This is a genomic window from Domibacillus sp. 8LH (assembly GCF_038806185.1).
Taxonomy (GTDB): domain Bacteria; phylum Bacillota; class Bacilli; order Bacillales; family Domibacillaceae; genus Domibacillus; species Domibacillus indicus_A.
This window is the reverse complement of sequence record NZ_JAVJNG010000039.1, coordinates 1-24,559: the sequence shown is the minus strand read 5'-3', so window position 1 is coordinate 24,559 and position 24,559 is coordinate 1. Positions and strand designations below refer to the sequence as shown.

The window sequence follows — 24,559 nt, the reverse complement described above, 5'->3', positions numbered from 1 at the left end:
GTTTGACTTGCTCATTTGTTTCCATTAAAACACGGGGTGTTTTTAATGGAAGATAAAAATTTAAAACGTTGACGTTTTTATTGATTTTGTTCAGTTTTCAATGTTCAATTCACTTTACTATCTCTGCGACAGCTAAATAATCATAACACCTGCTGACCTATAAGTCAATATGTTTTTATGAATTTTAACACAAGACGCTATGTCGCTTATTTAAAGCACAATTGGTAAGTCTGCAAAGACAACTGATTTTCACTGCATCCTTCAAAGGAAGCAACGTTTCTCTATTGTTCATTTGCATCCATTCTTTCTGTCTTAGCGACGAATAATAATATAACATTTATTTTTCATCAGCACAATAAGTTTTTAAAAATAAATTTATATTTTTTTGATTGTATGTCCACCTTCTTCCCTCAGTACGCAGAAAAAGCTGTGGCTTTTTAATTTTCATTTCCGGGCTTGTAATTATTGATCCCTTTTTCATGGTCATGAGGATTATCGCTATCCACCTGCAAACTCCCGTCCTGCGTAAAAACAGCCAGCGTTACGTGCTTTATATCCTGTTTGCGAATACCCCAATGCTGAAGTTGATCAAAAATCCACTTTTCATCCCTATCCACAAACTTTAAATTATGATGCAGGATTTCACCATCTATAATCATTGGAATCGAAACGAAAGCAGGCTTTGGGGTGAACTCTGGATCGCTTGATTGTTTATCGGGATTGTTTACTTTAGGAATAACGCTTACCTTTCCCGTTTCTTCCATTAGGGCAATATCAATGTCTGCAGGATTTACAAAACCCTTAATCCGAAGCTCTCCAAGCAATTCTTCAATAGTCATTTTGACGCTTTTTAGTCCGTCTTTATCGATATCTCCCCCGCGTATTAACACGGTAGGTGTAGCGGTCAACGCAGATTTAATCTTGTTAATAAGAATGAGCCTGGACAGTAAAAGATAAAATAAAACAACTGCAAGCGAGTACCAGGTAGCTTTCCAGGCACTGTCTTGGGCTATTGGTTCTGAAATAGCTGAACCGAGAACGGTCACAAAAACAAGATCGTAACTGTGCATTTGCGAAACCGCTTTTTTGCCGGAAAGTCTTGTGAGAATATAACCTAATAATATAAGGTAAATGGGCAGCGCTATATATTTTAATATCTCCACGTATCCACCTCTTCTCTTATCTTTATTTTTACTTAAGATAAAAGGGACCTTCAGCGTTTTTCAGATGACAAAATGGCCCGAGCTGCTTTTTGTCCTGACACGACGGCTCCTTCCATTGTGGCAAAATACGGCTGCATGGTGTAATCTCCGGCAAGCAATAATCCCTCAACCGGTGTAACCTGTTCAGGCCGCATCCAGTGATAGCCCGGCTCAAGAGAATGAAAATCATCATAATGATTAATCTGACGATAGTCGATAATATCCTCTTCAAAGTCCATGCCTAACAATTTCGCATCTTTTATAACCACCTGTAATGTTTCTTCTGGAGTCATTTCTAAAAAACGTTCCGGATTTGACATAATAATGGATAACCTTCCCGGTACATGGCGAAATGTAGAACGGGACTGTTCGGCGAAGCTGATGAGAGAAGTCCGCGGACCAAATGTTGTAATATCTTTTGGGAGAGCAGGCTTTTTTAATTCCATTTGCAGTGTTGCTGCGGACATCATCGGCAGCTCGAACATTGGCTGAAACCATGGATGATCTTTAAACAAAGGCTTCAGCAGCTGTTTGGCAGAATTAAGGGTTGTGGCTACGACTACTTTTTTGCCATAAAAGATTCTTCCATCTTCCATCTCAACACCTGTTATGTTATTTTGCCCGTCCATGTACAGCTTACAGACTTTATGATCTGTTTTGACAATACCGCCTTTTTTTTCAATCGCCTCCGCCATCGGCTGGCACATCACGTCTGTCATACCGCCTAAAAAAGCGCCGATGCGCATTTTATAAAAGCGTTTAATGGCTGGGGCAAGCAGTCCAAAAAAGACATAAGCGGAATACCGCTCAGGCGGTAAAAAATAAAGGCCTGTGCTAAAGGGTATAATAACGTTGTGAAAGGCATCTTCACTGACCTTGTGCTTTTTTGCATAGTCCCGGATATTACAGGCATCCAGCCTCTTAGGATTTGTAACAAGGTCTTTTAATCCGCTCAGAAAAAAGGAAACGAGGGAAAGCTTGTCTCTCAGCGGAAGCAATTCATTATTTCCTAGAATGCCCATGATTGTTTTTTTAGGACCAAACAGTGGTGCAGCGCCTAAGGTAATCAGCTTTTCTTTTTTTCTCACCCGTATTTCCACTTTTTCTTCCCACGTGAAAATCTCATTTAATTGAATGCCCGCTTTTCGTAACATTTTGGGCATTTCAGAATAAAAGCCGATATAGCGGTGAAACCCAGATTCCACTTTCATCCCATTATCTATATAAGAAGAAGTCCGCCCTCCTACAACAGGTTCCGCTTCTAATAAAAGCACCTTTTGTCCTTTTTCCGCTAATTCTAAACCACAGGTTAACCCTGCCAGTCCCGCTCCAATAATTACTGCATCGTATTGTTCCAATAGAAGAACCTGCCTTTTGTCTTCATTTTCTTCTTATTATTGCCTCATCATTTGCCATAATATGCGCTGGTATCCTTGTGTTTGGCTCAGGTCAAAAGAAGATAACAGTATGTGTCCAGGCAGATATTTTATGATGGTAAAAAGGCAGCCGAGAATAGCTGCCTTTTTGTCAGGTACAGGTTATTTTGTTTTGTTCGAAGAATTTCTCGGCAGTGTTTCTTCATATTTTGATGGCGCTACTTCTCCCTCTTTGTACAGGTCACTCACTTGTTCATGGGTCGTAGCCAGCCCTTTTGCTGTTTCGTCATTTTTATGATAATCATTCATATTAAAATTACGAACAGGCGTTACTTGCTGCTTTTCTTTTGTCATGACAGCCCCCTCCTTTCTTTAAGCTTATTTTCTGCAAAAACATATTCCTTATTCAAATGCTAAACGCCCACACTTCCGGAGCAAACAAAGGCTAGAATCTGCCGCAGTTTCGCGGGCGTTTCATTTCTCATTGAAAACTGTCCTTTAAAAAGAACAATCCCCTCCTATCTTTTTCACTAAAATTTCACCAAGCCCCTTTAATATAAGACTCAAGACACAGGCACATCTTCTCTAAAAGCCGCCTTTATAGGATATAAGGTGATAATTGATGAAATTTTTAACTGTACATAAGAAAATTCTCTTAGTCATGCTCATTATGTTTATTTCCGTTGTGACAATGGACTCTATTTCCCTTTACACTTCTCATACGATTAACAACAAAACGGTAGAAGTAATGAATAAATATACACAGTCTGTCGAGTTAATTTATAACATCAGGCATTTGACCGAAGAAATCGTCTTAACCAATTTTAGAACAAATCACAAAAAAATCTGACTTTTCAGAAAAGAATGAACAGCAGCTGCAGCGTCTAAAACAAGAATTATTCCAAAATCTCCAGGAATATGATGCTCCATCAAAATCCTTGATTTAGGTGGAGAGGTTCACAATTGATCAATCTTTTATCAAAGATACAAATTTAAACTCAAATGATCGCACTCTTGTGAAAACCATTATTCAATGGCGAAAAACCTTAACCTTCACGTAGTAACAGAAGGAATCGAAGAAGCAGCCCATGTTCATCTCCTGAAAGAAGAAAAGTGTGATGAAGCGTAGGGATATTATTACAGTCGACCATTAAAACAGCTCGACTTCTTCCAGCTGTTAAGCAGAGCCCCTTCTTAAAAAACTTTTGCTTCCTTATCCCAGTTAGTCGGAGAGCTTCAACATACATTAACAGCCTTTAAAATGAAATGGCATAATAAAAATCCCTGCTGTAACAGCAGGGATTTTCCATGTGAAAAACTTATATTTTTATCGCCGTAAACCATTCATGGCTTCTTAGTTTGCTCATTTAAAATAGAGCAGTTAACTGTGTACTTTTAAAGAATTTAAACTAACCTGCTCTACTGCAGCTGCCACCCGCTCATGAACCGTTCGATCTAATGGATGAGGAACGAGGTCTCCTGGTTTCGTAGAAGCAGCAATCGCTTCCGCTGCGGCAACCAACATCGGATGCGTGACATCATTTGCTTTTGCATTCAATACGCCTCTGAAAATACCCGGAAACCCTAGTACGTTGTTGACAGAGCGTCCGTCTGCCGCGTAAGCCGCTCCCGCTTCAAGCGCTTCTGTCGGCGCAATTTCCGGATTCGGGTTTGAAAGTGCCAGAATAATCTGCCCCTGCTGCACCCATTCTTTTTTAATCAGCCCCTGCACGCCTGTTGTCGCAATGACAATGTCGCACTGGCCCATGAGTTCGCCAAGGTCGTTAACCGGTGTGCCGCCATACTGCTCGAGCCGCTGCTTCGCTTCTTCTGACAGGTCTGCACCGTACACCGATTTTACGCCGTACGCCATCAGCATGCGGCAGATCGCAAGACCGGCTGCACCGAGCCCGATCTGGCCGACTGTGGCTTCTTTCAAGTCTACGCCGGCACTTTTGCAGGCAGAGATGACAGCTGCCAGTGTTACAACCGCTGTGCCGTGCTGGTCATCATGCATAACCGGAATATCGAGTTCTGCTTTCAGCCGCTCTTCTACTTCAAAGCAGTGCGGTGATCCAATATCTTCCAGTAGGATGCCGCTGAAGCCAGGCGCGATATGCTTCACTGTTTCGACAATTTCATCCGGGTTTTTCGTATCGAGCAGGATCGGAATCGCGTTAATATCCACCAGCTGATCAAACAGCGCCGCTTTCCCTTCCATCACCGGCATGCCGGCAACCGGGCCGATATCACCCAATCCTAAAATGGCTGTTCCGTCTGTGACAACCGCCACACTGTTGCCAATGTTTGTATAGATTTTTGCTTTTTCCGGCTCTGCCTGAATCACTTTGCACACATCTGCTACCCCTGGTGTGTACACGCGGCTCAAGTCTGCGAGTGTCTGGATTGGCACTCGGCTTTTCATCTGTACTTTACCGCCTTCGTGAGCGCGAAGCACCTCGTCTGATACTGCCTGCACGCGGAATCCTTCCAATTCATTGATGCTTTCGATAATTTCTTTTAACTGCTCTTCCCGCTCAATTTGTACCGTGATGTCCCGATGTGTGTAAGCCGGGCCTACTTTAATCGTTTCTACTTCCCCGATATCACCGCCATTTAAACCGATTGCCGTGGCTACTTTTCCAAGGCTGCCCGGAACGGATGGAATTTCAATCATCAGTGTGCGAATTAATTTGTTATATGCCATGCGTACAATTACCTCCAATTATTGAGAACATTTGCTTCCTTTATGAATAGTTTAGATCAAAATTTTTAAAATAGTTTTTACACGACAAAGCAGTCTGACTTTGTATAGAACAAAATCAGACTGCAGGTCATATGATACATTCTTTCCTTACTTCTTCTTCTCTATTTATGACATTGAAGAAGTTTGGTCGATCGACTGTACCTTCGCTTTTGGATCTTTTACATACCAAATGTATTTACCTGTATAACCGTAAATAATCGCCAGCAGGATGGATACAAAGCTCAGCCACATAAACGGTACGTAAGCAAAGGTGGACACACCTAGTATGCCGGCCATGAAAATACCGTTGTCTGACCATGGCACCATTCCAGAAGTCAACGTTCCGCCGACTTCTGAATTTCGAGCCAGTACTCTTCGGTCAATATGCAGCTTATCGTAGCTGTCCGCCATAATTTTTGGTGTCAAAATCAGTGATACATACATGGCACATCCGAAGACATTTGCCAGGAACGCCACAATCAGCGTGGAAAGTGTTACGTTTCCTGCCGATGTTAGGAAGCGTTCAAAAGAAGACACAATCACTTTCAAGATTCCTAAATGCTCAAGCAAACCGCCAAATCCAAGCCCTAAAATGATCACAGCGACAGAGCCGAGCATTCCCTCAATGCCGCCGCGGTTTAACAGTTGATCGGTAAATTCAATGCCCGTATTAATACTAAAGCCGCTGTATGCTGTCGCCATTGCATCTATAAAAGACATGCCTTGGAAAACAGCAGCCCAGACTGCCCCCAGAAGCGATCCTGCTGCAATAGTAGGCAAAGACGGCTTTTTAAAGGCAAGCATTAAAATAACGAACAAAGCCGGTGCGAGCATCCAGATATGGATATCAAACTCTTGAAGAAGCGCATTTTTTAAAAACTCGACTTTTTCAAGGTCTGTATTTTTGCCGCTGTAGATAAATCCAGCTCCTGTAAACAGGGCAGCGGTAATCAAGTAAGCCGGTATATCCAGATACAGCATGGCACGCACATGGGCCATAACCTCTACTTTTGACATAGAGGCAGCGAGAATTGTACTGTCTGACAGCGGCGAAAGCTTGTCTCCAAAATACGCACCGGAAAGCACTGCACCGGCTACAAGTGGAAGTGGCATGCCAAGCCCTTCACCAATGGCCATCATCGCAATACCAGCTGTTCCTACCGTTCCCCATGATGTACCGGTCGCTAACGACGTGACTGAACAAATCAGAAGCGTTGCCAGCAAAAAGATACTCGGGTGAATCATTTCGAGACCATAGTAGATCAGTGTAGGAACGACTCCGCCGGCAATCCACGTACCGATCAGTGCACCTACCGCGATTAAAATCAAAACAGCTTCCAGTCCATTGGAAATTCCTTTTGTAATCGCTCCCTGCAAGTCCTGGTAGCGATGTCCCAGCCTCGTGCCAAGTATCATCACTAAAAACCATGAAATAAATAAAGCTAATTGAATCGGCAGATCATATAGTGCTGTAAAAGAAAAAACAATGGCTAGAAACAATCCAAGTGTCACAATGATTTCCCACATAAATGGCAGTCTAATTGTCTTCATCTTCTTCTCCTGTCCCCTTTTACCGGCTTGTATGCACTTTTACTTACTTTTGTGCGATCAATTCACTTCCGGCAATACCTGGTTTTGTCATTTCGTACGGATTTAAAATGAGATCCAGCTCTTGTTCTGTAAGCAGTCCTTTTTGAAGACAAAGCTCACGCACCGATTTCCCGCTTAGTACAGCTTCTCGCGCGATCTGAGACGTTGTTTCATAACCAAGATGAGGGTTGATGGCGGTAATGACTCCTACACTTTGCTCGACATATTCTCTTAAGTGTTGTTCGTTCGCTTCAATTCCCTCTATACAGTAGCTTGTAAAGCTTTGGAATCCATTGTTCATAATGCTGATGGACTGCAGGAGATTGAAAACAAGCACCGGCTCCATAACATTTAGCTCAAGCTGACCTGCTTCTGAAGCAAGACAAATGGTGTGGTCATTTCCGATTACTTGGAAAGCAATCTGATTAATCAGCTCGGCCATAACCGGATTAACTTTACCTGGCATGATGGATGAGCCTGGCTGACGGGCCGGCAGCGTGATTTCACCCAGCCCAGCGCGCGGGCCAGAAGCCATAATCCGCAAATCATTTGCGATTTTGGACATATTCATCATGCATACTTTTAAAGCCGCCGATACTTCTGTGTACGCATCTGTATTTTGTGTTGCATCCACCAGGTGTTCAGCACTTACAAGAGGGAGGCCGCTGATCTCTGCCAGGTGCTTAACCACATTTTCAATATAGCAAGGGTCTGCATTTAAGCCGGTGCCGACAGCGGTTGCTCCCATATTTACTTCATAAAGGTGCTGACGGGCCTGGGCAATCCGCTTAATATCGCGTCCAATGACACGGCTGTACGCTTCGAATTCCTGCCCGAGACGGATTGGCACAGCATCTTGGAGGTGCGTGCGTCCCATTTTAATTACATGGTCAAACTGTTCTGCCTTACTGTGAAAAGCAGCCAGCATCCGCTCCATTGTCACAAGGAGCTTTTCTAATAAATTCAAAGTTGAGATATGAATAGCTGTTGGAAATACATCATTTGTTGACTGTGACATATTTACATGACTATTTGGGCTTAACTCATGATAGGCTCCTTTAGGATGCCCCATAATTTCTAAAGCCCGGTTAGCGATGACTTCGTTTGTATTCATATTCATGGACGTACCTGCGCCGCCTTGAATTGGATCGACAATAAAATAGTCATGCCATTGGCCGGCAAGAATTTCTTCGGCCGCTTCTATAATCGCAGCACCTTTTTCTTTTTGCAGGCGCCCTGCATCCATATTGGCAGCTGCGGCTGCTTTTTTAATCATCGTCAGTGCCCGAATCATTTCCTCATGAATTTTATAACCGGTGATTGGAAAATTCTCAACCGCCCGCAATGTTTGAATGCCATAATATACATTGGCTGGCAGTGCTTTTTCACCGAGAAAATCCCTTTCTATACGATACGCATTTTCTTTTTCCACACTAGTTCCCGCTTTCATTTTTGATTTTAAACCATTAAATCGTTAGCAATCGGTGTTTCCATCCACTTTTTCACTTGCTTAATATCATTTGTTTTACCAAGCGTCCACATCAATTTTGGTACAAGCGCCTCAGTATTCATATTTCCTGCCCGAATCACAACACTTTGATCGATATTCCGGCCGACCTCATATACATCAATGTCTTCTCCTTCTTCAAGACACTGGGTGGTAATCACAACCGCTGTTCCTTGATAGGCCAGCTCATTGACCTTTTCTAAAATATTTCGCCCCTGGAACGGTACACCGCCGCTTCCATATCCTTCTATAATAATTCCTTTATAAAGGCCTTTCAGCGCATCGAAAAGGCTGGGCTCAATGCCTGGATATAATTTAATAAGAACTACTGCCGTACAAAGAGACGTATCCAATGTTAATGTCTGCTCTAGTGTCGGCTTAGGATTCTGGTTATATTCCACACCTTCCTGCGAAACAGAGGCCACATACGGGAAATTAATGCTTTCAAACGAATCGTAGCTTTTGGTCCGCAGTTTGATCGCACGTGTTCCTTGAATGACACGGCCATCAAACACCACATACACTCCGCCGATTTCCTCACAGGCAAAGCGAATGGCATCTCCAATATTGCGCTTCGCGTCTGTTTTTTCGAAAGCAATCGGGATTTGAGATCCTGTCAGTACGATCGGCTTGGCAGAACCTTGGAGCATATAAGACAGCGCAGCGGATGTATACGCCATAGTATCTGTCCCATGCGTAATCACAAAGCCATCGTACTGATCATATGCTTCATTCACAGCCTCGGCGATCTGTACCCAGTTTTCCGGCTGCATATTTGTGCTGTCTATATTCAGCAGCTCTTTCGTATGGAGCTCATACGGAATCTCCAGTCCCGGTACGTGGTTTAAAAAATCTTCTGAATTCATTCCTGGCTCTAAGCCATTTTTTCCTTCCGAAGAAGCAATGGTCCCGCCTGTGGTAAGTAATAGTAGTCGTTTCAATACAAGTCACGCCCTTCATACACTAATTCATGTTATTTAATGAGAGAAAAACCACTTTTTTGTAAGCGTATTCTTTTTGAAAATGTTCTCGTTCCGCGTACACATTTGTATTATATGGGGTAATATCGAAGAAATCAAGACTAAAAAGTTCTCACTTCGCGTACTTTTTATTTTATGAACGTGATATAATAAACGGAAAGATAAAGGAGCGGTGATGATGAATTTAAACAGGTTAATGGCCCTGCGGAAAAAAAGAAACTGGTCGCTGCAGTATGTATCCGATCAACTTGGCATGGCCAAAAGCACATATGCAGGTTATGAATCGGGCTATCGCCGGCCTTCACTCGAAGCCATTGCGGCTATGGCTGATTTGTTTCATACATCCGTGGATTATATTTTAGGCCGCGTAGATGAGCCCGGTACTTATACAGATCCGCCTAACTGCCAGGCTGAAAAAATGATTGACTTACATCATCTGACGAATTATACGCTGTCTGTTGATGGCCGGGTTCTTTCAGAGGAAGAAATCCGCCAGTTTGTTGCGTTTATCAAAACGAAATGGGAACTTGAGCAGCCGGCGCGCACAAGTGAAAAATAAGCATTATTCTCTCAAGCACCAGACTTTTCCATACACCGGCTGCCTATCCTCTTATACATAACACTCGATTCAGCATTTTTATTAAGCCCATCGCTTTCGTTCATTTTTCGCGCCAAGTTATCTCTTTATTCAGACTTTTTTTGCTTCTCGCTGTTAAGCGTCCCTTCGTTAAGAGGGACGCTTATATTTTGTCCGCCGCTTTCTTTTTTTAAATTAAGCTTCCGCTTTACGCAAACTGCCTTTCCGCTTTCTCCTTAAAACGGAAAACTTCACCTATACGATTATTTACTCCCATGGTATATTTATCGCATTACAGGCCAGAGGACTCCTTCAAATTGCTCCGCAATTAGCGGGAAATGAATGACCTCTTTTTTTGTTTGTTAATTAGTTGTTGAAACATATGTTCTCTTTCTGGTATATTATATTTGTTAAATACTGGAGGTGAGCTGAAATGATGCTGAATTACCGCTTCGAAATTTTTCTAAATGAAGAACAAAAAAGCACCCTTCACTCATGGATCAACCTCTGCCGCCAGCAGTATAATTCCGCTCTTCTTGATAAACAAAGAGCCTATCAAAAAAACGAGAAAAGCCCGACGAAATCGGATATCAGCACTTTGTTAACCCAATCCAAAAAACGCCATCCACACCTTAAAAAAGTGCCTTCTCAGCCCCTTCAGGAAACATTGGACAGGCTGCAGAAGATTCAATAGTAGCTTTTGAAAAGAACGCCAACAATGTAGTAACTTCTATGAAGCTGCTATCTATCTGCGCATACAACGCCGACCGGTTAACAGCATCGATGAAAGAGTCTTTAATAAAGCATCATGATGCGATGATGACAGGTGACGGGCTAGTCAATGTATAAACAGAAACAGCATCTGCTTATCAAAAAACGACGAAAAAAGGTAAAGCGTTAAGTACACTTTACCTTTTTTGATTCTTTTAACACGCTCTTTTTCGGATGGTTTGGATTCCTGACTGTATTCAACCACTGACGTTATACAACACCGATGGTTTTGAACTTCTGGATCGCTATAGCTCTTTCTCTCGAAAGCCGATATACTTGCCACATGTTTGAACTGGCTACTTTCTTCGCGGTAAATACGATAGCCGACAACCGTTTTTTCCCGTACAGCGTGCCAGGAAACAAAAGTACCGTTTACTTCAATGTTAGTCGGTGCAGATGGCTTTTGGGCCGGCTTTTGAACAAGGTCTTCTTTTAACTTTGTATACACGACAAGCCGTTCTTCATGAATGCCTTCCGATCGGTCTAATCGGCCGGTACACGTAATCAACTTTAATTTCTTTTCATCCGAAGAGCCAAAAACCTCGTTGATTGGCGCTGAATTTCGTTCATAGCTCCGTTTTGACTGCACCACAAATGTCAGCTGTTTTCCTTCAGCATCTCTGATAATTACTTTATCGCCTTTTTTAAGCTTTTTAAGATTGAAAAAAATGGCGACTGGAAAATGATCGCCATCACGCTTGAACCAACACCAGACAGCGCGCAGCCGCTTGGAGATATTATCCTAGCAGCAGAGCTTTAACGAGCAAAAAACAACTACAAATAAAAAAACACTTCCTGATTTTGATAATAAGAGTCAGGAAGTGTTTTTCGTATCAGGGATCTCCCCATCTTGAGGAGGAAATTCCTCTATCCTTACTTTTGGACCAGCCAGCCCCCAAAAAGCCCGGCTGTTTCAAATAATCCGCACATATAAAAGGAATTGTGCTGCTTCTCCTGCTCGAATCCGTTTACAAAAATCCTTTTTTCACCAATACACTGCGAACGATTTCATTCATCAGTTCACTCTGGTCTTTCTCCTCGACCGTGTTGATGAACTCGATGATATCTGCATCCCAATAAAAGCCCTTATACGTTTTGGAGTCTCTTTCCAGCTGCTCACGAAACAAAATACGGTCAATGGCATCAAGCTGGTGATATTCTTCTTTGTCTGTCCCTGCCGCTTCTGCTTGGATCTGGGCGTCAGCCCTGGCCATCAATGCTTTGATCGCTATCTGATTATCCGATGTTTTTGCTTTTCGTGTTTCTATAAACTCATAAATCGACCGCTCTGCCACTTGAGGGAGATTATCGTGGTGCCAGCCCCGGGTTCCCCTTTTGCAGTAACAACCGGCATTTTTAAGGGCTTGTCTTGCCGCAGTTTTGCCAATTGTTAAATATTGCTTTGCGATTTCCTCGAGCGGCACCTTTTTAGTCATCGCAAGTATATCTCCAATCTTCATGGTTCCATCTCTCCTGCCCTTTTGATCATCAGGGTTTTTGTACTCCTTCCATTCTATAAACAAACCTGACATAAGATTAAACCGGCCACTGCCGCGCCCGGCCTTAAGCATTATGTTCTCCACCCTTGTTTATCTGATACCCTTACTCTTTTTTAACTTGAAGCTCGATCAAAAAGCGGAAGCCTTACCTCTACAGTGGTACCTTCATTTTCTTTGCTTTTAAAGACGATCGTGCCTTTGTGCTGGCGGATAATCCGGAAGCACAGCATTAAGCCTAATCCGGTTCCTTTTTCTTTATTACTGTAAAAAGGCTCTCCTAATTTTTGAATGCGTTCTTCTTTAATCCCCATTCCGTTATCTGTGATGGTGATCAATACATTTGGCCCTTCTATAGAGGATTGAATATGCACAATCCCGCCGTCCGGCATTGCTTCAATGCTGTTTTTAAGTAAGTTAATAAATACTTGCTTGATCTGGTTGGGATCACACATAAATGAAGGAATAAACTGCTTTGTTTCATGCAGAATCTGTACATTTTGCAAATGGGCCTCAGATCGCAGCAGCGTCTCAACATCTTCTAGCACCTTGTTAATATTGATCTTTCTTAATTGGATTTCCTGCGGCTTCGCAAGTGTAAGAAATTCTTTAATAATACACTCCACCCTATCAAACTCTTCCATAATCACTTTGAAAAATTCTTCTTTGATCATGCCCTGCTGCAGCAATTGAACGAACCCTTTAATCGACGTAAGGGGGTTTCTTATTTCATGGGCAACACCAGCAGCAAGCTCGCCTACTACGGTTAATTTTTCTGACTTTAACAGCAGCTCTTCTGCTTTTCTTTTTTCGGTGATATCTCTTCCTACCATAACGACGTGTTCGACGGCTCCGTTTTCTCCTAGAACAGGCGTGCCGACACATTCTATTAACAGCCAGCGCCCATCAGCGTGTAAAAAACGAAATTCTACTTGCGAAGAATGGTTCGTTTCAATAATCTGCTTTACCTCCTGCTGAAAAAACTCAACGTCTTCAGGGTGCATTTTTGCGATGGTTTTGTCTCCGCCTAGTTCTTCCTGAGGGTAACCTAGAACCGTTGTATGTGAAGGAGAAGTGTATACAACGTGCCCGCTGCTGTCTAACAGACAAATCAGATCGGTCATGTTATCGGCGATCAGCCGGTATTTTTCTTCGCTTTCCTGAAGCGCTTCTTCAACTTGTTTTCGGTCAGTGATATCGACCGCTGAACCAATGACCTCTACGACTTTTCCCCCTTTCTTGACGGGGCATAAAACACTAAGGTAATCAATCCCATTGATCATACTTTCATACGTAACAACCTCTTCTTCCTCCCAGGCCCGTCGGTATGATTTTTCTTTGTCAGCCGCAGCCTTAGGAGGCATAAAATCATACAATACCTTTCCAACTACTTGAGAAGGCGTCAACCCCATCCGGTACAGCAGTTCTCCATCACATAATGTGTGAATAAACTGGTCATGAATTTTTTTAAATTTAAAGGTCATTCCTTGCTGAAGACGAATGGTCTCCTGCATTTCCTGCTTTGCTCTGTCTAATAACTCCCGGACCCACATGCGTTCATTTACATCATCAGGAAGCCCATGCTTTTTCATCAGCTGCTGGACTTTTGAAAAGGTATTTTCTATTTCATCAGCTGGCAGAGGCGGGCTGAAGAAATATCCCTGGCCCTCATCGCATAAATGCTGCTGTAAAAACAGCAGCTGTTCCTCTGTCTCAATCCCCTCAGCGATTACATTTAATTTTAAATTGTGGGCCATTAAAATAATATTTTTTACGATGGCTTCTTCATCCGGGTTATGACGAAGTTCTCTAATAAACGACTGGTCAATCTTTAACGTATCAACCGGAAACTGCTTTAAATAATGAAGTGAGCTGAATTCTGTCCCAAAGTCATCCATACTGATCTGCACGCCTAAATTTTTAAGCTGCTTTAATGCTGACAGAATTCGATCAGCGTCTTCTGAGATACTTCCGATAATTTCAAGCTCCAGGTAACGTGGATCAAGCTCTGTTTCCTGCAGAACGTCTGCCACAGTAGCAGCGATATCCGGCTGTATCAGCTGCCTGACGGACAAATTAACGGCTATTACCGTTGAATAGCCTTTTTGGTGCCACTGTTTATTTTGTTTGCATGCATGGTATAAAGCCCATTTTCCAATTGGAATAATTAATCCGGTTTCCTCAGCGAAAGGAATGAAGGAAGCGGGCGGCAGCAATCCCCAATCCGGGTGTTTCCAGCGAAGAAGCGCTTCAAACCCTACAATATTTCCCGTTTTCAAGTTGACCTTTGGCTGATAATGCAGGGATAATTCATCACGTTCAATCGCTTTATAAAGGTCTATTTCCATTTTTAATGGATTCAATTTAAAGCCGCCGCTCTTTGAAAAGTAAAACTTATAGGTATTTTTCCCAGCTTTCTTTGCCTGGCACATCGCCGAGTCAGCATGCTTAATTAAGTCTTCAGCTGTTTCTCCATCTTCCTTGAATAAGCTGATGCCGATGCTGGCAGATGTAAGAATACGATGATTTTTAATGGTAAAGGGAGCTGAAAGAGCATCCAAAATACGCTTTGCCACATTGGAAGCAACCGCCCGGTCCGCATCTCGCAGCACAATAAGAAATTCATCACCGCTTTGGCGGAATATCATATCATTATCGTAAATGGAAGATTTTAAGCGAATGGTGACTTCTTTTAGGAGAAGATCTCCTGCTGTATGATCCAGTGTGTCATTAACTACCTTGAACCGGTCAAGATTTAAAAGAAGAACTGCAAAGCTTTTGCTTAGTGCAGACGCTCTCAAAATTTCATCAGAAAGGCGTGTATGCAGTCCGCTTCGGTTCGGCAGACCCGTTAAATAATCATAAAAATCCTCGTATTTAATGGACTTCTCAGCATTTACTATCGCTTGGCTTTTTATCCCGCTTTGCAACAGTTCACGGTTTCGGTGGACCGGTGAATCGTTTTCCTCACAATAGAATATATCGGATGTTTCTGGCAGCCCCTTTTCCACAGATTGCAGCGGGCTGCTTGCTTTAGCTGAGAATTTAGGCAACTGATCGCCTTCCGGCTCCTCTTTTCCGACCACCATCACTGTTAATTTTCCATCAAATAAAGCAGGGACTGCTCTTAGCTCAACATACATCGTTTTTCCATTATGCATTCTCACTTTTATGTTACGGGCAGGAGGCTGCTCGCCCTTTACAACTTTGTCCAGCTGATCTCTCAAAGCTCCTGCTTCTTGCGGCAAAAAGATGGCTTCGAGCGGTCTTCCTACCAGCTCTTTTGCATGAGAAACTTCCACTGCCTGCAAAGCTGTGTTATTTGCATACACAACGGTTTCTGCTTGGCATAAAAAAATTGAACTGGAAGACAGCTCAATAAATTGACGATACTGCTCTTCCCATTCGGCCAACTGAAGGTCTGCCTTTTTTTGCTGCGTAATATCGAGAACAATACCTGTATATAACACTACTTTTCCATGCTCATCTTTTAAACTATTTGCTTCTTCCCGCACCCATCTCACCGTTCCGTCAGCCTGGATAATTCTGTATTCGACCGTAGATGGACTGCTAGATAACAATTGTTGCCTGTGACGTTCAACGATAGGGCGATCTTCTGAAAACACAAATTCCTGCCACAGCAAAAGGTTGTTTTCTAGACCTTTTTGTGAGTATCCATAAAGGCGGGCAGCCTCACTGGAAATCCAAAAAGAAGCATCCTCTACGCTCATATACCAAATGGATAGTTTTAACTCTTCGAACATCGATTGAAGAAAGGCATGATTCTTATGCATTCCTGCTAGATTGGTAATAAAGTTAGTCTCCATTTCTCTTCTCCAATTTATTATTGAATACGCTCCCTGTTATTAAAAAATTATCTACTTTCTGTCATTATAATCTGATAAGGAAGCGGAAACAATATAAGGTTTTTGTTTTATTTTGTACGGGTTTTATGTAGTCTTCTTGACGAATAATCACATAAAAAGCCATATTTTGAAAGTTTTTGTAAAAATAGAGGAATATTAACGAATATTGCGGCTTGCCGGTAACCTTTTCTTGAGACTTCTTGACGAATGAAGCACTTTTAATAGCCGAAGAAAATGCATTGCACAGCACACAATAATGGAATGTATGTGATAATCTTTAAAAATACATATCATACTGGAGGGACCCATGAAAACGATTCCTTATTCTATTGTCGATGTTTTTTCTCAAGGCCCATACACAGGGAATCAATTGGCTGTTTTTAAAGAAGCAGAAGACGTTTCTGCTGATGAAATGCAGCAAATCGCCAAAGAAATCAATTTTTCAGAAACAACGTTTATTTTATCGAATACAAAAACCACGGATGGCTACAACGTTAGAATTTTCACCCCGAACGAAGAAATTCCCTTTGCTGGACATCCAACGCTCGGCACAGCTTTTGTGATTAACAAAGAAATGGTCAAAGAACTGGCAGATTCTATTCTCTTGCAATACAAAAGCGGTCAAATACTCGTTACATTTGATCATAAAAAAGAGATTGTATGGATGAAACAAAATGAACCTTCTTTCGGAAAAATAATCGATGCTGATCAAATAGCAGATATTTTAAATATAGATCCAGCATATATCGATGAGAGATTTCCTGTTCAAGACGTATCTACCGGCCTGCCGGTTATTATTGTGCCTGTCACCTCTTTGCATGCCATAAAAAACATACACGTACATCAAGAAAAATACTATCAGCTTATTGAACAAACCGAAGCAAAAGCTATTTTGGCGTTTTCCCCGGAAACATACAACGCAGAAAACCATTTAAACGTACGTGACTTTGCCCCTTATTACGGCATCTCAGAGGATGCTGCTACTGGAAGTGCAAACGGATGTTTAGCGGCCTACTTAGTTCAATACCGTTATTTTGACAATGAGGAAATTGATATTGGTGTAGAGCAGGGATATGAAATAAAAAGGCCTTCTTTATTGTTTTTAAAAGCAAGAAAACATCGTACAACTATAGACGTTCAAGTGGGCGGTCAGGTAGTCCATATCGCAAAAGGTGAATGGTTTTTAAATCAAAGTGAAAAATGACGGCTTATGAATAAACGTCAGGAATTCGTTTATATCGAGAATTAATTTCCTGCTAACGACGAATGGGATTCATTTCGCTCTGCCTCGTACTGCCTTGCTCTGTACTAGAATGTTTAAGCATTATCTATAACATCCGGGAATCCCTCAATTGCGGTATGGAGAAAATTATCCAGCCCTGTCTCTTTGCAGGGTTCTATTTTTTTACTCTTTCACATATACATTATATTTGTGAAAAAAGGTTTTTTCACAGCCTATTACGGGTATTAAAAGATTTTAGAATAAAGGAGGATTAACCAGTGGGCAAAGTAACTCATGTATTAAAATCCGAAGACGTATATTTAATGATTCCCCCCTTCGAAGGAAGCAGATCTGTTCATACGACGAGTGATATATTGGACTGTACCCATTTTAAATCCCCTGCACATGCTGCTGAATTCTTAAAATACATATCTGCTCTGCCAGATGACTTTACAATGAATTCTCAAGTTAATTTTCAAGACGTTACCATTGTCAAAGCTACTTTAAATATTACTGAAGAACCTATTAATTTCGATTAATAGGTTTTTTGAGTAAAGAAAAACATCCCGTAGGAAGCCTTTAATCGTTATTTTTCACCTTCACACTTAACTTCTTTCCTTTTTAAATGATTAAGGCCTAGTAACCCTAGAAGACCAAGCCGCCTGCAGTTTATATAATGACAATTGAACTAGTTAAATAAATAAAATACGGGAAACATACCAGCATCTCCTGATGAAAAATGTGGTTGAGGTTGTGTAATAGGCATCTGTATCCACCTTCTTTTTTAGAATATTCTTTTTCAAATTGCTTTTTCACTCTTCTTTTTCAGCAAGTAAAATGATATTTCCTTTTTTATCTGCTGCCCTTTCAAGTATTCTATAATAAGCTGCTGTCTCTGAATCCTGATCATAATCTACATATACTTGAATATCCTCAAAACCTTGTTTGTTGTGATGCAGCAATACTACATATTCCTCGGGTTTATCTTTATTAATGATAAAAATACTATTTGTGTAAGTTGTGATTGTGCGCCAATCAACTTGCTTTAAGTATTCCATTTGTTGAACCCCTCCAATTACTGAATACAACATAATAATGTTAGTTCTGAATACATTCCCCATTACACTTAAAAGTATTCAAGTAACTTAAAGAGGTTAATAGTTTATTAAAAATTAAGGCATTTGTTGTTATACACTTCCAAATAATAAAAGACACCGCCTAAACGTGTGCCTCGCCTTGCAGATAAGAATGCCAGTCATGAAAATGATACATGCACAGAATAAAACATACGAATCAACAGCACTGGATGGGTTTCTACACCGCCAGCGCTGCTTCCGCTTGGTTATTGGAAATAAGTCGTATGATGCATGCATATTCTAGCCAATGTTTTGTATTGAATTTAATTTGAATTACGCACAAATTGTATTTAGTTATATCAATGAAAACGTCATTTCTTTCATCAGCTTGTTCGCATTCATTCCGTCCACACCTGCTCGTTACGAATTTTTGCTTGTTATCCAGCCAGTACCTGATTGTGTTCCCTTGTATCCACTTTGATCCACCAGTCCTTACGGAATTCAATTAGCTGCTTGATACGTTCTAGGCATTTATCTTTATAAAGCTTTATCACATCAACTACTCCTGTGAAGCTCTCCTTGATAAAACTAAAAGCATTTCTCAAGGCTTGTCCAAGAGCCGCAAAGCCAGCAGCTATTATCTTGTTTATTTTTTTCATACCTTGGAGGATCCAATCATGCTCTTGCTTATCAAGAGGCTCTTCTGTCTTTAAAGAAGCCCTCTCAACTAATTCATTAAACCATTCCCGATCACGATTCATTAAAGCAAGATCGATCAAAGTGGCATAATCATCTGCTGAATGCTCAACTTCGATCAGTTCAGCTTGCGATTGATATAGCATTTTGTATTTCCCTAGATGGAAATGCTGACTACCCTTTTTATCAACCCGTTTTAAAATGCACATTTGAAATGCATCTTGACCATCATACACTTTGTTTGCGTAGCCAAAATATGTGTGAAAATCAAAGCGGACACAAACCCAATCCCCTTCTCTCATGATCCTTCCCCCTTAGAATGGTTTATTGGAAAGCTTCCCGCTGTTCTTTTTCTTCCTGCTTACGCTTTTCATATGCGCCAGCATTCTGATTTATACGCTGGGCTGCAATCATTCTTTCTTCTGCCTGCTTTTGCTTCACATTATTTGCATTTTGAACTCATTGCTCCGCTTAGCTATTTCCGCTATTTTCATGACTTGACCTTTTCACATCAATAAACACATCGTACTCGCCGATGTCCTTTTCTTTATTAACGATTTCTGCTTGCTTGCCCTGCCATGTGTATTTCATTTTCTCATCCTCCATTGTTTTTCTAATGATTTTCGCTGGCTTCATCATATAAACGGCCAGGAGGCATAAAATGAATTTAAGCAGGACTAGTACTACACAGTGTCTCCACTTCATTGTCTGCATTAACTTGATCTTTAAGCCCTTTGCCGCAATTGGTCTCACTGACTTAGTCGATATTTACCGTAGATTTATCAGCAATTTTTTAAGAATAAATGAAAATTAAACTGGAATTTTGGAACGATAAAGCGCTATAATAAAGGAGTGAAGTTTAACTGATAGTGTTAAGAGCGATTTCGCACGGAATCGTTTGTGCAATATTTCACAAACTTTTAGGAATTTGGAGAATACATACATAGCAAACAGCTATGGCAAAGGAGAATGGGTTATGCCAGAAACAATGACTCAACCAAAGTCTGAAACATTGACTGTGAGCCAGGAACAATTAGACGTACTTGATCAGCTTTTAAAGCCTGAAGTACAAGAATCATTAACAGTTTTAGTTGAACACCTACCTAAATTAACAGAATTGACGACGATTCTAACAAAAACATATGATTTCGCTCAATCTGTTGCAACAGACGACGTGTTAAAAAATGATACGGTTAGTGCGGTTACAGAACTTGCAGAACCGGTTACACATACTGTTAAGAACCTTGCGGCTACTGCTATTGAAGCAAAAGACCGTGCAGATGAAAGTAATGAAGTAATTGGCTTGTTTGGTTTGATGAAAATGCTGAAAGATCCGCAGGCCCAAAAACTATTCCGTTTTGCAAATGCGTTCCTTCAGGTGAGCAACGAGCGCGCAAATCAAAAATAAGTCTTTTACCACTTAATGAGTAAGAATGGAGAATAAACGATGTCAAAACATATTGTGATTTTAGGTGCAGGTTATGGCGGCGTGCTTTCTGCCCTGACTGTTCGTAAATATTTAAGCAAAAATGAAGCACAAGTAACAGTGGTGAACCAGTTCCCTACTCACCAAATCATTACGGAGCTGCACCGCCTTGCTGGAGGAACACTGAAAGAGCAAGCCATTGCGATTCCATTGAAAAAGCTTTTCAAAGGAAAAGATATTGATCTTAAAATTGCGAAAGTAGAATCTTTCTCAGTAGATAATAAAGAAGTTAAATTAGCAGATGGCTCTTCCCTATCGTATGATGCGCTTGTGGTGAGTCTTGGAAGCCAGACTGGTTTCTTCGGCATTCCAGGTCTTGAAGAAAACAGCATGGTATTAAAATCTGTAGAAGATGCGAACAAAATTTTCAACCATATCGAAGAGCGCATCCGTGCATATGCCGAAACGAAAAACGAAGCAGATGCTACAATCGTCATCGGCGGCGGCGGCTTAACAGGCGTCGAGCTTGTTGGTGAAATTGTTGACAACTTCCCGAAAATCGCCAAACAATATGGTGTTGATTTCAACGACTTGAAAATCAAGCTTGTAGAAGCGGGTCCGAAGATTCTTCCAGTACTGCCGGACGCTCTGATTGACCGTGCAACGGAAAGCCTTCAAAAGCGCGGTGTTGAATTCTTGACAGGTCTTCCTGTTACAAAAGTAGAAGGAAACAAAATTGAGCTAAAAGACGGCTCAAGCATTACAGCGAATACGTTCGTTTGGACTGGCGGCGTTGCAGCACTTCCAATCGTGGGTGAATCTGGCCTTGAAGTGGACCGCGGCAAAGCAACGGTGAATGAATTCCTACAATCTAAATCACATGCAGACGTATTTGTAGCAGGCGACAGCGCGGTAGCTTTCCCTGCTGACGGTGGACGCCCTTATGCGCCGACTGCACAAAACGCTTGGCAAATGGGTGAGCTTGTTGGCTACAACTTGTTCGCTTACCTGACAGGCAAGAAAATGGATACATTCGAACCAGTGAATTCTGGTACGCTTGCCAGCCTTGGCCGTAAAGATGCTGTTGCCACAATTGGTGCGAATAACACAGCTCTTAAAGGACTGCCGGCAACGCTTATGAAAGAAGCAAGTAATGTCCGTTACTTGTCACACATTAAAGCATTGTACAGCCTGGTTCATTAATCAGCCGTTTCGTACAAATAACAAAAAGCCCGGAAGAATCTTTCTTCCGGGCTTTTAAGCTTTGGACAAAGCAGTTCCCAAACCTTCATTTGAATGCAGCTCTTCACAAGTGTTCAATGCTATAACGTATATTCTCTTTTGGCTGCACATATTTTTTCTAATATGCTTTTTCGGCACCTTCTAAAAGCTGTTTTCTATTTTTCTTAGCTGCTTTTATTCTCTTGTACAAACTGAATAGGCAGTTACACGTTTTAATTCGCTCCAACTATTTACACTCATAATATGGTCCCGCATTAAGGAACTTTCCAATAAGACTAGAGTTTCTCGATTGTAAAATTTGCGTTTTCTGTGTCTACATCCGTGATCGTCCAGCTCGTCCCTCCCATTTCGTCGTCTTCAAGCAATGTGTAAATAACATTCATGCTGCCAGAGACCCGGTAAGAGCCGTTTTGCTCATACATATCGGAAACTTTTTCTACATCAAAGCTAAACGATAATTCAACTGGCATGATACGTTCTAAAGAAAAGCTGCCTTCTGCCGCTATACCCGAACTAAACGAATGAACTTTCTTTACAGGAACAATGCTTATTCCTTCCGAACTCGTCCTGTCAAATGAAATATATTGCGCTAAATGGCCGAATGGCCCGCTGCCTTTAACCATTACACTACCTGTATACTGAGTTTGAAGATCGTGTAAAACGCCTTCTTCTGATTTTTCTAAGGCGGGAACAGGATCAATAAAGTTTGGCACTTCTGTTTCCTCATAAGAAAAAGAGCTTTTAGGCACTGGCTGCATGATCATCCAGGGCGCATACTTTTCGAATCGCTCGTAATCGATCCATAATTCTCCTTTATATACACGATGAATATGGTTTTTCCGTTTTTGTTTGTTACGCTCTCCAGCTTCTTCTTTTATTTCTTCAAGCTGAATATCTGCCAATACACGGCTGCTGTTTTTCTTTGTTTTGACTTCCTTTATTGAAAGGTAGGCAAGGTTGTCTTTCGTTATTTCAACAAAATCACCATCAATGTTGATGCTTTCACCGATTAAATCTTTTTTTAATTGATCTATTGTTAAGGATAATTTGTTACGCTGCTCACCGAGTACACATAGTGACAGGATAACTAATAATAACAAAGCGAAACCCGTACGATAAAAATTAATCTTCATTCATTGCCAGGCGGTCTGCTTTTCTGCCGCCGCTCCTCTCATCCTTATTGCTATCCTTTATTCCTTAGAGTGTCTATCTTCATTTCTAAAACTGTTACAATGCAGCATAGCCAAAAAGCTTGTCCGGTGAAAATAGATATTTGCATTCCGTAAGACACCGGGAGCAAACATAGCCATGTGGCGAATGACTTCCCTTTTGTGTAAACAGTCATTAAAGCCTTTTTATTCTCATCACTACATTCATTTTACAGATGACTCTTATATGTAAACGTAAAATAAATCGTTTTAAAATAAAGGATAGCTGACTAATCCAATCATAATTGATGCTATAATTACACCTAGACTAATGGACACAAACGCCCGTCTAGTTGGAACCGCAAATACCAATGATATTAAACAGGCGCTGTAAGCCCCCGTTGTAGGCAGTGGTACAGCGGTAAATAAGACCAGCCCCAACGTTCCATATTTTCTTATTTTATCCCCCTTCTCTTCCGTCCTTTTGAACAACCAGTTATAAAAGTATTGATATATATTTATTCTCATCATCCAGTGACTAATTGGCTTAAACAGCAATAAAATTGGGAGAATAGGAAGCAGGTTTCCGGTAACACTATAAAAAAGTGAAGAATTAAATGATAACCCTAGAAAACTCCCTATCGGTAAACCTCCCTTCACCTCTATAACTGGCATAGCAGAAATCACCATGACCATTATTTCTGGCGGGAGAAAACTAAGCGTTTCAATAAAAAAATCTTGTACAGTCATCTTAAAGTTGTCCAATATCTATTCTCCTTTAACTACATTCAGTAAAATATCTAAACGACCCATGCCTAGTTAATGTTTTCTTAGCTCCCTTTATCAAATTTCCTCACCATTACACCTGGAAATTCTGTTTTCCAGCCGATCATCGTTATTTTCTATATTTTTTAAAAGTCTTTTACTTTAAATGTTTCATTACTCTTTCTTTTCGCCTTGGGAACGCTCACCCATAAAGAGGATTCGATTGAACATAAAAATCAAAGTCTTAGGTATAGCGCTCAAATATTTACGAATCTTAAAAACAAACAAGCTTGCTGCCAAAGCTATCATTATGCTGGCCAAAACATCATATGGATAGTGATGCCCGACATAAATACGGGATATTCCGGTAAACACCGCTAATATGATCATTGCGGAGCCGATCTTACGGTGACATAAATAAACAAATAGCGATAATGCAAAAGCGCCTGTTGTATGATCACTTGGGAAAGAGGCATCAGCAGCATGATAGATGAGTAACTGAACATTATTATGTGTGACAAAAGGACGTGGTTCGAAATAAATCTGGCTGATGATAAAGTTTATGACTAACCCCATAACTCCGGTTATTGTGGCAAAAACGACTGTGTGCTTATAGTTTCCCTTCCTATAAAACCACATAATTATTAATATTAATGAATATATATACAAAGATGCTTGTGATATAACCACCATCAATCCGTCTAATACAGGAAAGCGTCCCGCGAACTGATTTATTAATTGAAATAGATTGTAATTCATAAAATCTCCTTATACATTTAAGTGCTAATTTAAAGTCTGGATTTGAGTCAATAATTTGGACACAAAAAAGTTAAGTCTTAAGCAGTTCTTCTAATCAGATCCTCCATAGCTTGA

At 41.1% G+C, this 24,559-nt stretch carries 22 protein-coding genes; 7 read left to right on the top strand and 15 right to left on the bottom strand.

Annotation, left to right across the window (positions count from 1 at the left end; all coding sequences use genetic code 11):
- Positions 1-437: 437 nt before the first annotated feature.
- The 3 genes from RG959_RS22575 to RG959_RS22565 form a co-directional block, all read right to left on the bottom strand.
- Complete coding sequence (locus RG959_RS22575) at positions 438-1,163, bottom strand: DUF421 domain-containing protein (RefSeq protein ID WP_342799063.1); 726 nt, start codon at positions 1,161-1,163, stop codon at positions 438-440.
- 50 nt (positions 1,164-1,213) lie between these two features.
- Positions 1,214-2,560 carry a hydroxysqualene dehydroxylase gene (locus tag RG959_RS22570; protein WP_342799062.1) on the bottom strand — a complete coding sequence of 449 codons (1,347 nt, stop codon included), beginning with the start codon at positions 2,558-2,560 and terminating at the stop codon, positions 1,214-1,216.
- Positions 2,561-2,740: 180 nt separating this feature from the next.
- A complete protein-coding gene (locus RG959_RS22565; protein WP_342799061.1) occupies positions 2,741-2,932 on the bottom strand; it encodes a YozQ family protein in 192 nt (63 codons plus the stop codon).
- A 268-nt stretch (positions 2,933-3,200) separates the two neighbouring features.
- On the opposite strand from RG959_RS22565, the gene RG959_RS22560 reads away from it, so the two are divergent.
- Positions 3,201-3,428 (top strand): hypothetical protein, encoded by a 228-nt coding sequence (locus RG959_RS22560; RefSeq protein WP_342799060.1) that lies wholly within the window; start codon positions 3,201-3,203, stop codon positions 3,426-3,428.
- A gap of 531 nt (positions 3,429-3,959) precedes the next feature.
- Here the strand turns inward: RG959_RS22560 and RG959_RS22555 are convergent.
- The 4 genes from RG959_RS22555 to RG959_RS22540 all read right to left on the bottom strand — a co-directional run bounded on the left by RG959_RS22555 (position 3,960) and on the right by RG959_RS22540 (position 9,362).
- Complete coding sequence (locus RG959_RS22555) at positions 3,960-5,285, bottom strand: NAD-dependent malic enzyme (RefSeq protein WP_342799059.1); 1,326 nt, start codon at positions 5,283-5,285, stop codon at positions 3,960-3,962.
- Between the two features lie 165 nt (positions 5,286-5,450).
- Positions 5,451-6,875, bottom strand: a complete 1,425-nt coding sequence (gene nhaC / locus RG959_RS22550; RefSeq protein ID WP_342799058.1) for a Na+/H+ antiporter NhaC — start codon at positions 6,873-6,875, stop codon at positions 5,451-5,453.
- 43 nt (positions 6,876-6,918) lie between these two features.
- Positions 6,919-8,346 carry an aspartate ammonia-lyase gene (gene aspA, locus RG959_RS22545; protein WP_483298918.1) on the bottom strand — a complete coding sequence of 476 codons (1,428 nt, stop codon included), beginning with the start codon at positions 8,344-8,346 and terminating at the stop codon, positions 6,919-6,921.
- Between the two features lie 26 nt (positions 8,347-8,372).
- A complete protein-coding gene (locus RG959_RS22540; protein WP_342799056.1) occupies positions 8,373-9,362 on the bottom strand; it encodes an asparaginase in 990 nt (329 codons plus the stop codon).
- A 217-nt stretch (positions 9,363-9,579) separates the two neighbouring features.
- On the opposite strand from RG959_RS22540, the gene RG959_RS22535 reads away from it, so the two are divergent.
- Entirely contained in the window at positions 9,580-9,960 is a 381-nt protein-coding gene (locus tag RG959_RS22535; RefSeq protein ID WP_342799055.1) for a helix-turn-helix domain-containing protein, read from the top strand.
- Positions 9,961-10,411: 451 nt separating this feature from the next.
- Positions 10,412-10,672 carry a helix-turn-helix domain-containing protein gene (locus tag RG959_RS25250; RefSeq protein ID WP_369335198.1) on the top strand — a complete coding sequence of 87 codons (261 nt, stop codon included), beginning with the start codon at positions 10,412-10,414 and terminating at the stop codon, positions 10,670-10,672.
- A 144-nt stretch (positions 10,673-10,816) separates the two neighbouring features.
- Here the strand turns inward: RG959_RS25250 and RG959_RS22530 are convergent, their stop codons facing one another.
- The 3 genes from RG959_RS22530 to RG959_RS22520 all read right to left on the bottom strand — a co-directional run bounded on the left by RG959_RS22530 (position 10,817) and on the right by RG959_RS22520 (position 16,072).
- On the bottom strand, positions 10,817-11,419 hold the full coding sequence (locus RG959_RS22530; RefSeq protein WP_342799064.1) for a class F sortase: 603 nt from the start codon (positions 11,417-11,419) through the stop codon (positions 10,817-10,819).
- A 298-nt stretch (positions 11,420-11,717) separates the two neighbouring features.
- Entirely contained in the window at positions 11,718-12,209 is a 492-nt protein-coding gene (locus tag RG959_RS22525) for a hypothetical protein (RefSeq protein WP_342799054.1), read from the bottom strand.
- A 152-nt stretch (positions 12,210-12,361) separates the two neighbouring features.
- The gene (locus tag RG959_RS22520; protein ID WP_342799053.1) at positions 12,362-16,072 is read right to left on the bottom strand and encodes an EAL domain-containing protein; all 3,711 of its coding nucleotides are present in this window, start codon (positions 16,070-16,072) and stop codon (positions 12,362-12,364) included.
- Between the two features lie 346 nt (positions 16,073-16,418).
- Here RG959_RS22520 and RG959_RS22515 point away from each other — a divergent pair, with 346 nt between their 5' ends.
- Both RG959_RS22515 and RG959_RS22510 read left to right on the top strand, forming a co-directional pair.
- A complete protein-coding gene (locus RG959_RS22515) occupies positions 16,419-17,315 on the top strand; it encodes a PhzF family phenazine biosynthesis protein (protein ID WP_342799052.1) in 897 nt (298 codons plus the stop codon).
- 296 nt (positions 17,316-17,611) lie between these two features.
- Positions 17,612-17,872, top strand: coding sequence for a hypothetical protein (locus tag RG959_RS22510; protein ID WP_342799051.1), 261 nt, complete (start codon positions 17,612-17,614; stop codon positions 17,870-17,872).
- A gap of 273 nt (positions 17,873-18,145) precedes the next feature.
- On the opposite strand, the gene RG959_RS22505 is transcribed toward RG959_RS22510, so the two are convergent.
- Together RG959_RS22505 and RG959_RS22500 are read right to left on the bottom strand one after the other, a co-directional pair.
- The gene (locus tag RG959_RS22505) at positions 18,146-18,391 is read right to left on the bottom strand and encodes a hypothetical protein (protein ID WP_342799050.1); all 246 of its coding nucleotides are present in this window, start codon (positions 18,389-18,391) and stop codon (positions 18,146-18,148) included.
- 455 nt (positions 18,392-18,846) lie between these two features.
- Positions 18,847-19,407, bottom strand: coding sequence for an IDEAL domain-containing protein (locus RG959_RS22500; protein ID WP_342799049.1), 561 nt, complete (start codon positions 19,405-19,407; stop codon positions 18,847-18,849).
- Positions 19,408-20,081: 674 nt separating this feature from the next.
- Between RG959_RS22500 and RG959_RS22495 the strand changes: the two genes are divergently transcribed.
- Together RG959_RS22495 and RG959_RS22490 are read left to right on the top strand one after the other, a co-directional pair.
- Positions 20,082-20,513: a helical membrane plugin domain-containing protein gene (locus tag RG959_RS22495; protein ID WP_342799048.1), complete on the top strand. Its 432-nt coding sequence runs from the start codon at positions 20,082-20,084 to the stop codon at positions 20,511-20,513.
- 39 nt (positions 20,514-20,552) lie between these two features.
- Positions 20,553-21,734, top strand: a complete 1,182-nt coding sequence (locus RG959_RS22490; RefSeq protein ID WP_342799047.1) for an NAD(P)/FAD-dependent oxidoreductase — start codon at positions 20,553-20,555, stop codon at positions 21,732-21,734.
- A 314-nt stretch (positions 21,735-22,048) separates the two neighbouring features.
- Here RG959_RS22490 and RG959_RS22485 read toward each other — a convergent pair whose 3' ends face one another.
- The 3 genes from RG959_RS22485 to RG959_RS22475 all read right to left on the bottom strand — a co-directional run bounded on the left by RG959_RS22485 (position 22,049) and on the right by RG959_RS22475 (position 24,445).
- Positions 22,049-22,873 (bottom strand): hypothetical protein, encoded by an 825-nt coding sequence (locus RG959_RS22485; protein WP_342799046.1) that lies wholly within the window; start codon positions 22,871-22,873, stop codon positions 22,049-22,051.
- Positions 22,874-23,191: 318 nt separating this feature from the next.
- Positions 23,192-23,686: a COG2426 family protein gene (locus RG959_RS22480; RefSeq protein ID WP_342799045.1), complete on the bottom strand. Its 495-nt coding sequence runs from the start codon at positions 23,684-23,686 to the stop codon at positions 23,192-23,194.
- Between the two features lie 174 nt (positions 23,687-23,860).
- Entirely contained in the window at positions 23,861-24,445 is a 585-nt protein-coding gene (locus RG959_RS22475; RefSeq protein ID WP_342799044.1) for an undecaprenyl-diphosphatase, read from the bottom strand.
- Between the last annotated feature and the right edge of the window lie 114 nt (positions 24,446-24,559).

What these genes read in the sequence shown, in the direction of transcription:
- RG959_RS22565 (WP_342799061.1), bottom strand. Translation starts at nt 2,932, where the DNA reads ATGACAAAAGAAAAGCAGCAAGTAACGCCTGTTCGTAATTTTAATATG.
- RG959_RS22560 (WP_342799060.1), top strand. Translation starts at nt 3,201, where the DNA reads ATGAAATTTTTAACTGTACATAAGAAAATTCTCTTAGTCATGCTCATT.
- RG959_RS22475 (WP_342799044.1), bottom strand. Translation starts at nt 24,445, where the DNA reads ATGAATTACAATCTATTTCAATTAATAAATCAGTTCGCGGGACGCTTT.
- RG959_RS22505 (WP_342799050.1), bottom strand. Translation starts at nt 18,391, where the DNA reads ATGGAATACTTAAAGCAAGTTGATTGGCGCACAATCACAACTTACACA.
- RG959_RS22495 (WP_342799048.1), top strand. Translation starts at nt 20,082, where the DNA reads ATGCCAGAAACAATGACTCAACCAAAGTCTGAAACATTGACTGTGAGC.
- RG959_RS22535 (WP_342799055.1), top strand. Translation starts at nt 9,580, where the DNA reads ATGAATTTAAACAGGTTAATGGCCCTGCGGAAAAAAAGAAACTGGTCG.
- RG959_RS25250 (WP_369335198.1), top strand. Translation starts at nt 10,412, where the DNA reads ATGATGCTGAATTACCGCTTCGAAATTTTTCTAAATGAAGAACAAAAA.
- RG959_RS22500 (WP_342799049.1), bottom strand. Translation starts at nt 19,407, where the DNA reads ATGAGAGAAGGGGATTGGGTTTGTGTCCGCTTTGATTTTCACACATAT.
- RG959_RS22520 (WP_342799053.1), bottom strand. Translation starts at nt 16,072, where the DNA reads ATGGAGACTAACTTTATTACCAATCTAGCAGGAATGCATAAGAATCAT.
- RG959_RS22515 (WP_342799052.1), top strand. Translation starts at nt 16,419, where the DNA reads ATGAAAACGATTCCTTATTCTATTGTCGATGTTTTTTCTCAAGGCCCA.
- RG959_RS22490 (WP_342799047.1), top strand. Translation starts at nt 20,553, where the DNA reads ATGTCAAAACATATTGTGATTTTAGGTGCAGGTTATGGCGGCGTGCTT.
- nhaC (WP_342799058.1), bottom strand. Translation starts at nt 6,875, where the DNA reads ATGAAGACAATTAGACTGCCATTTATGTGGGAAATCATTGTGACACTT.
- RG959_RS22525 (WP_342799054.1), bottom strand. Translation starts at nt 12,209, where the DNA reads ATGAAGATTGGAGATATACTTGCGATGACTAAAAAGGTGCCGCTCGAG.
- RG959_RS22555 (WP_342799059.1), bottom strand. Translation starts at nt 5,285, where the DNA reads ATGGCATATAACAAATTAATTCGCACACTGATGATTGAAATTCCATCC.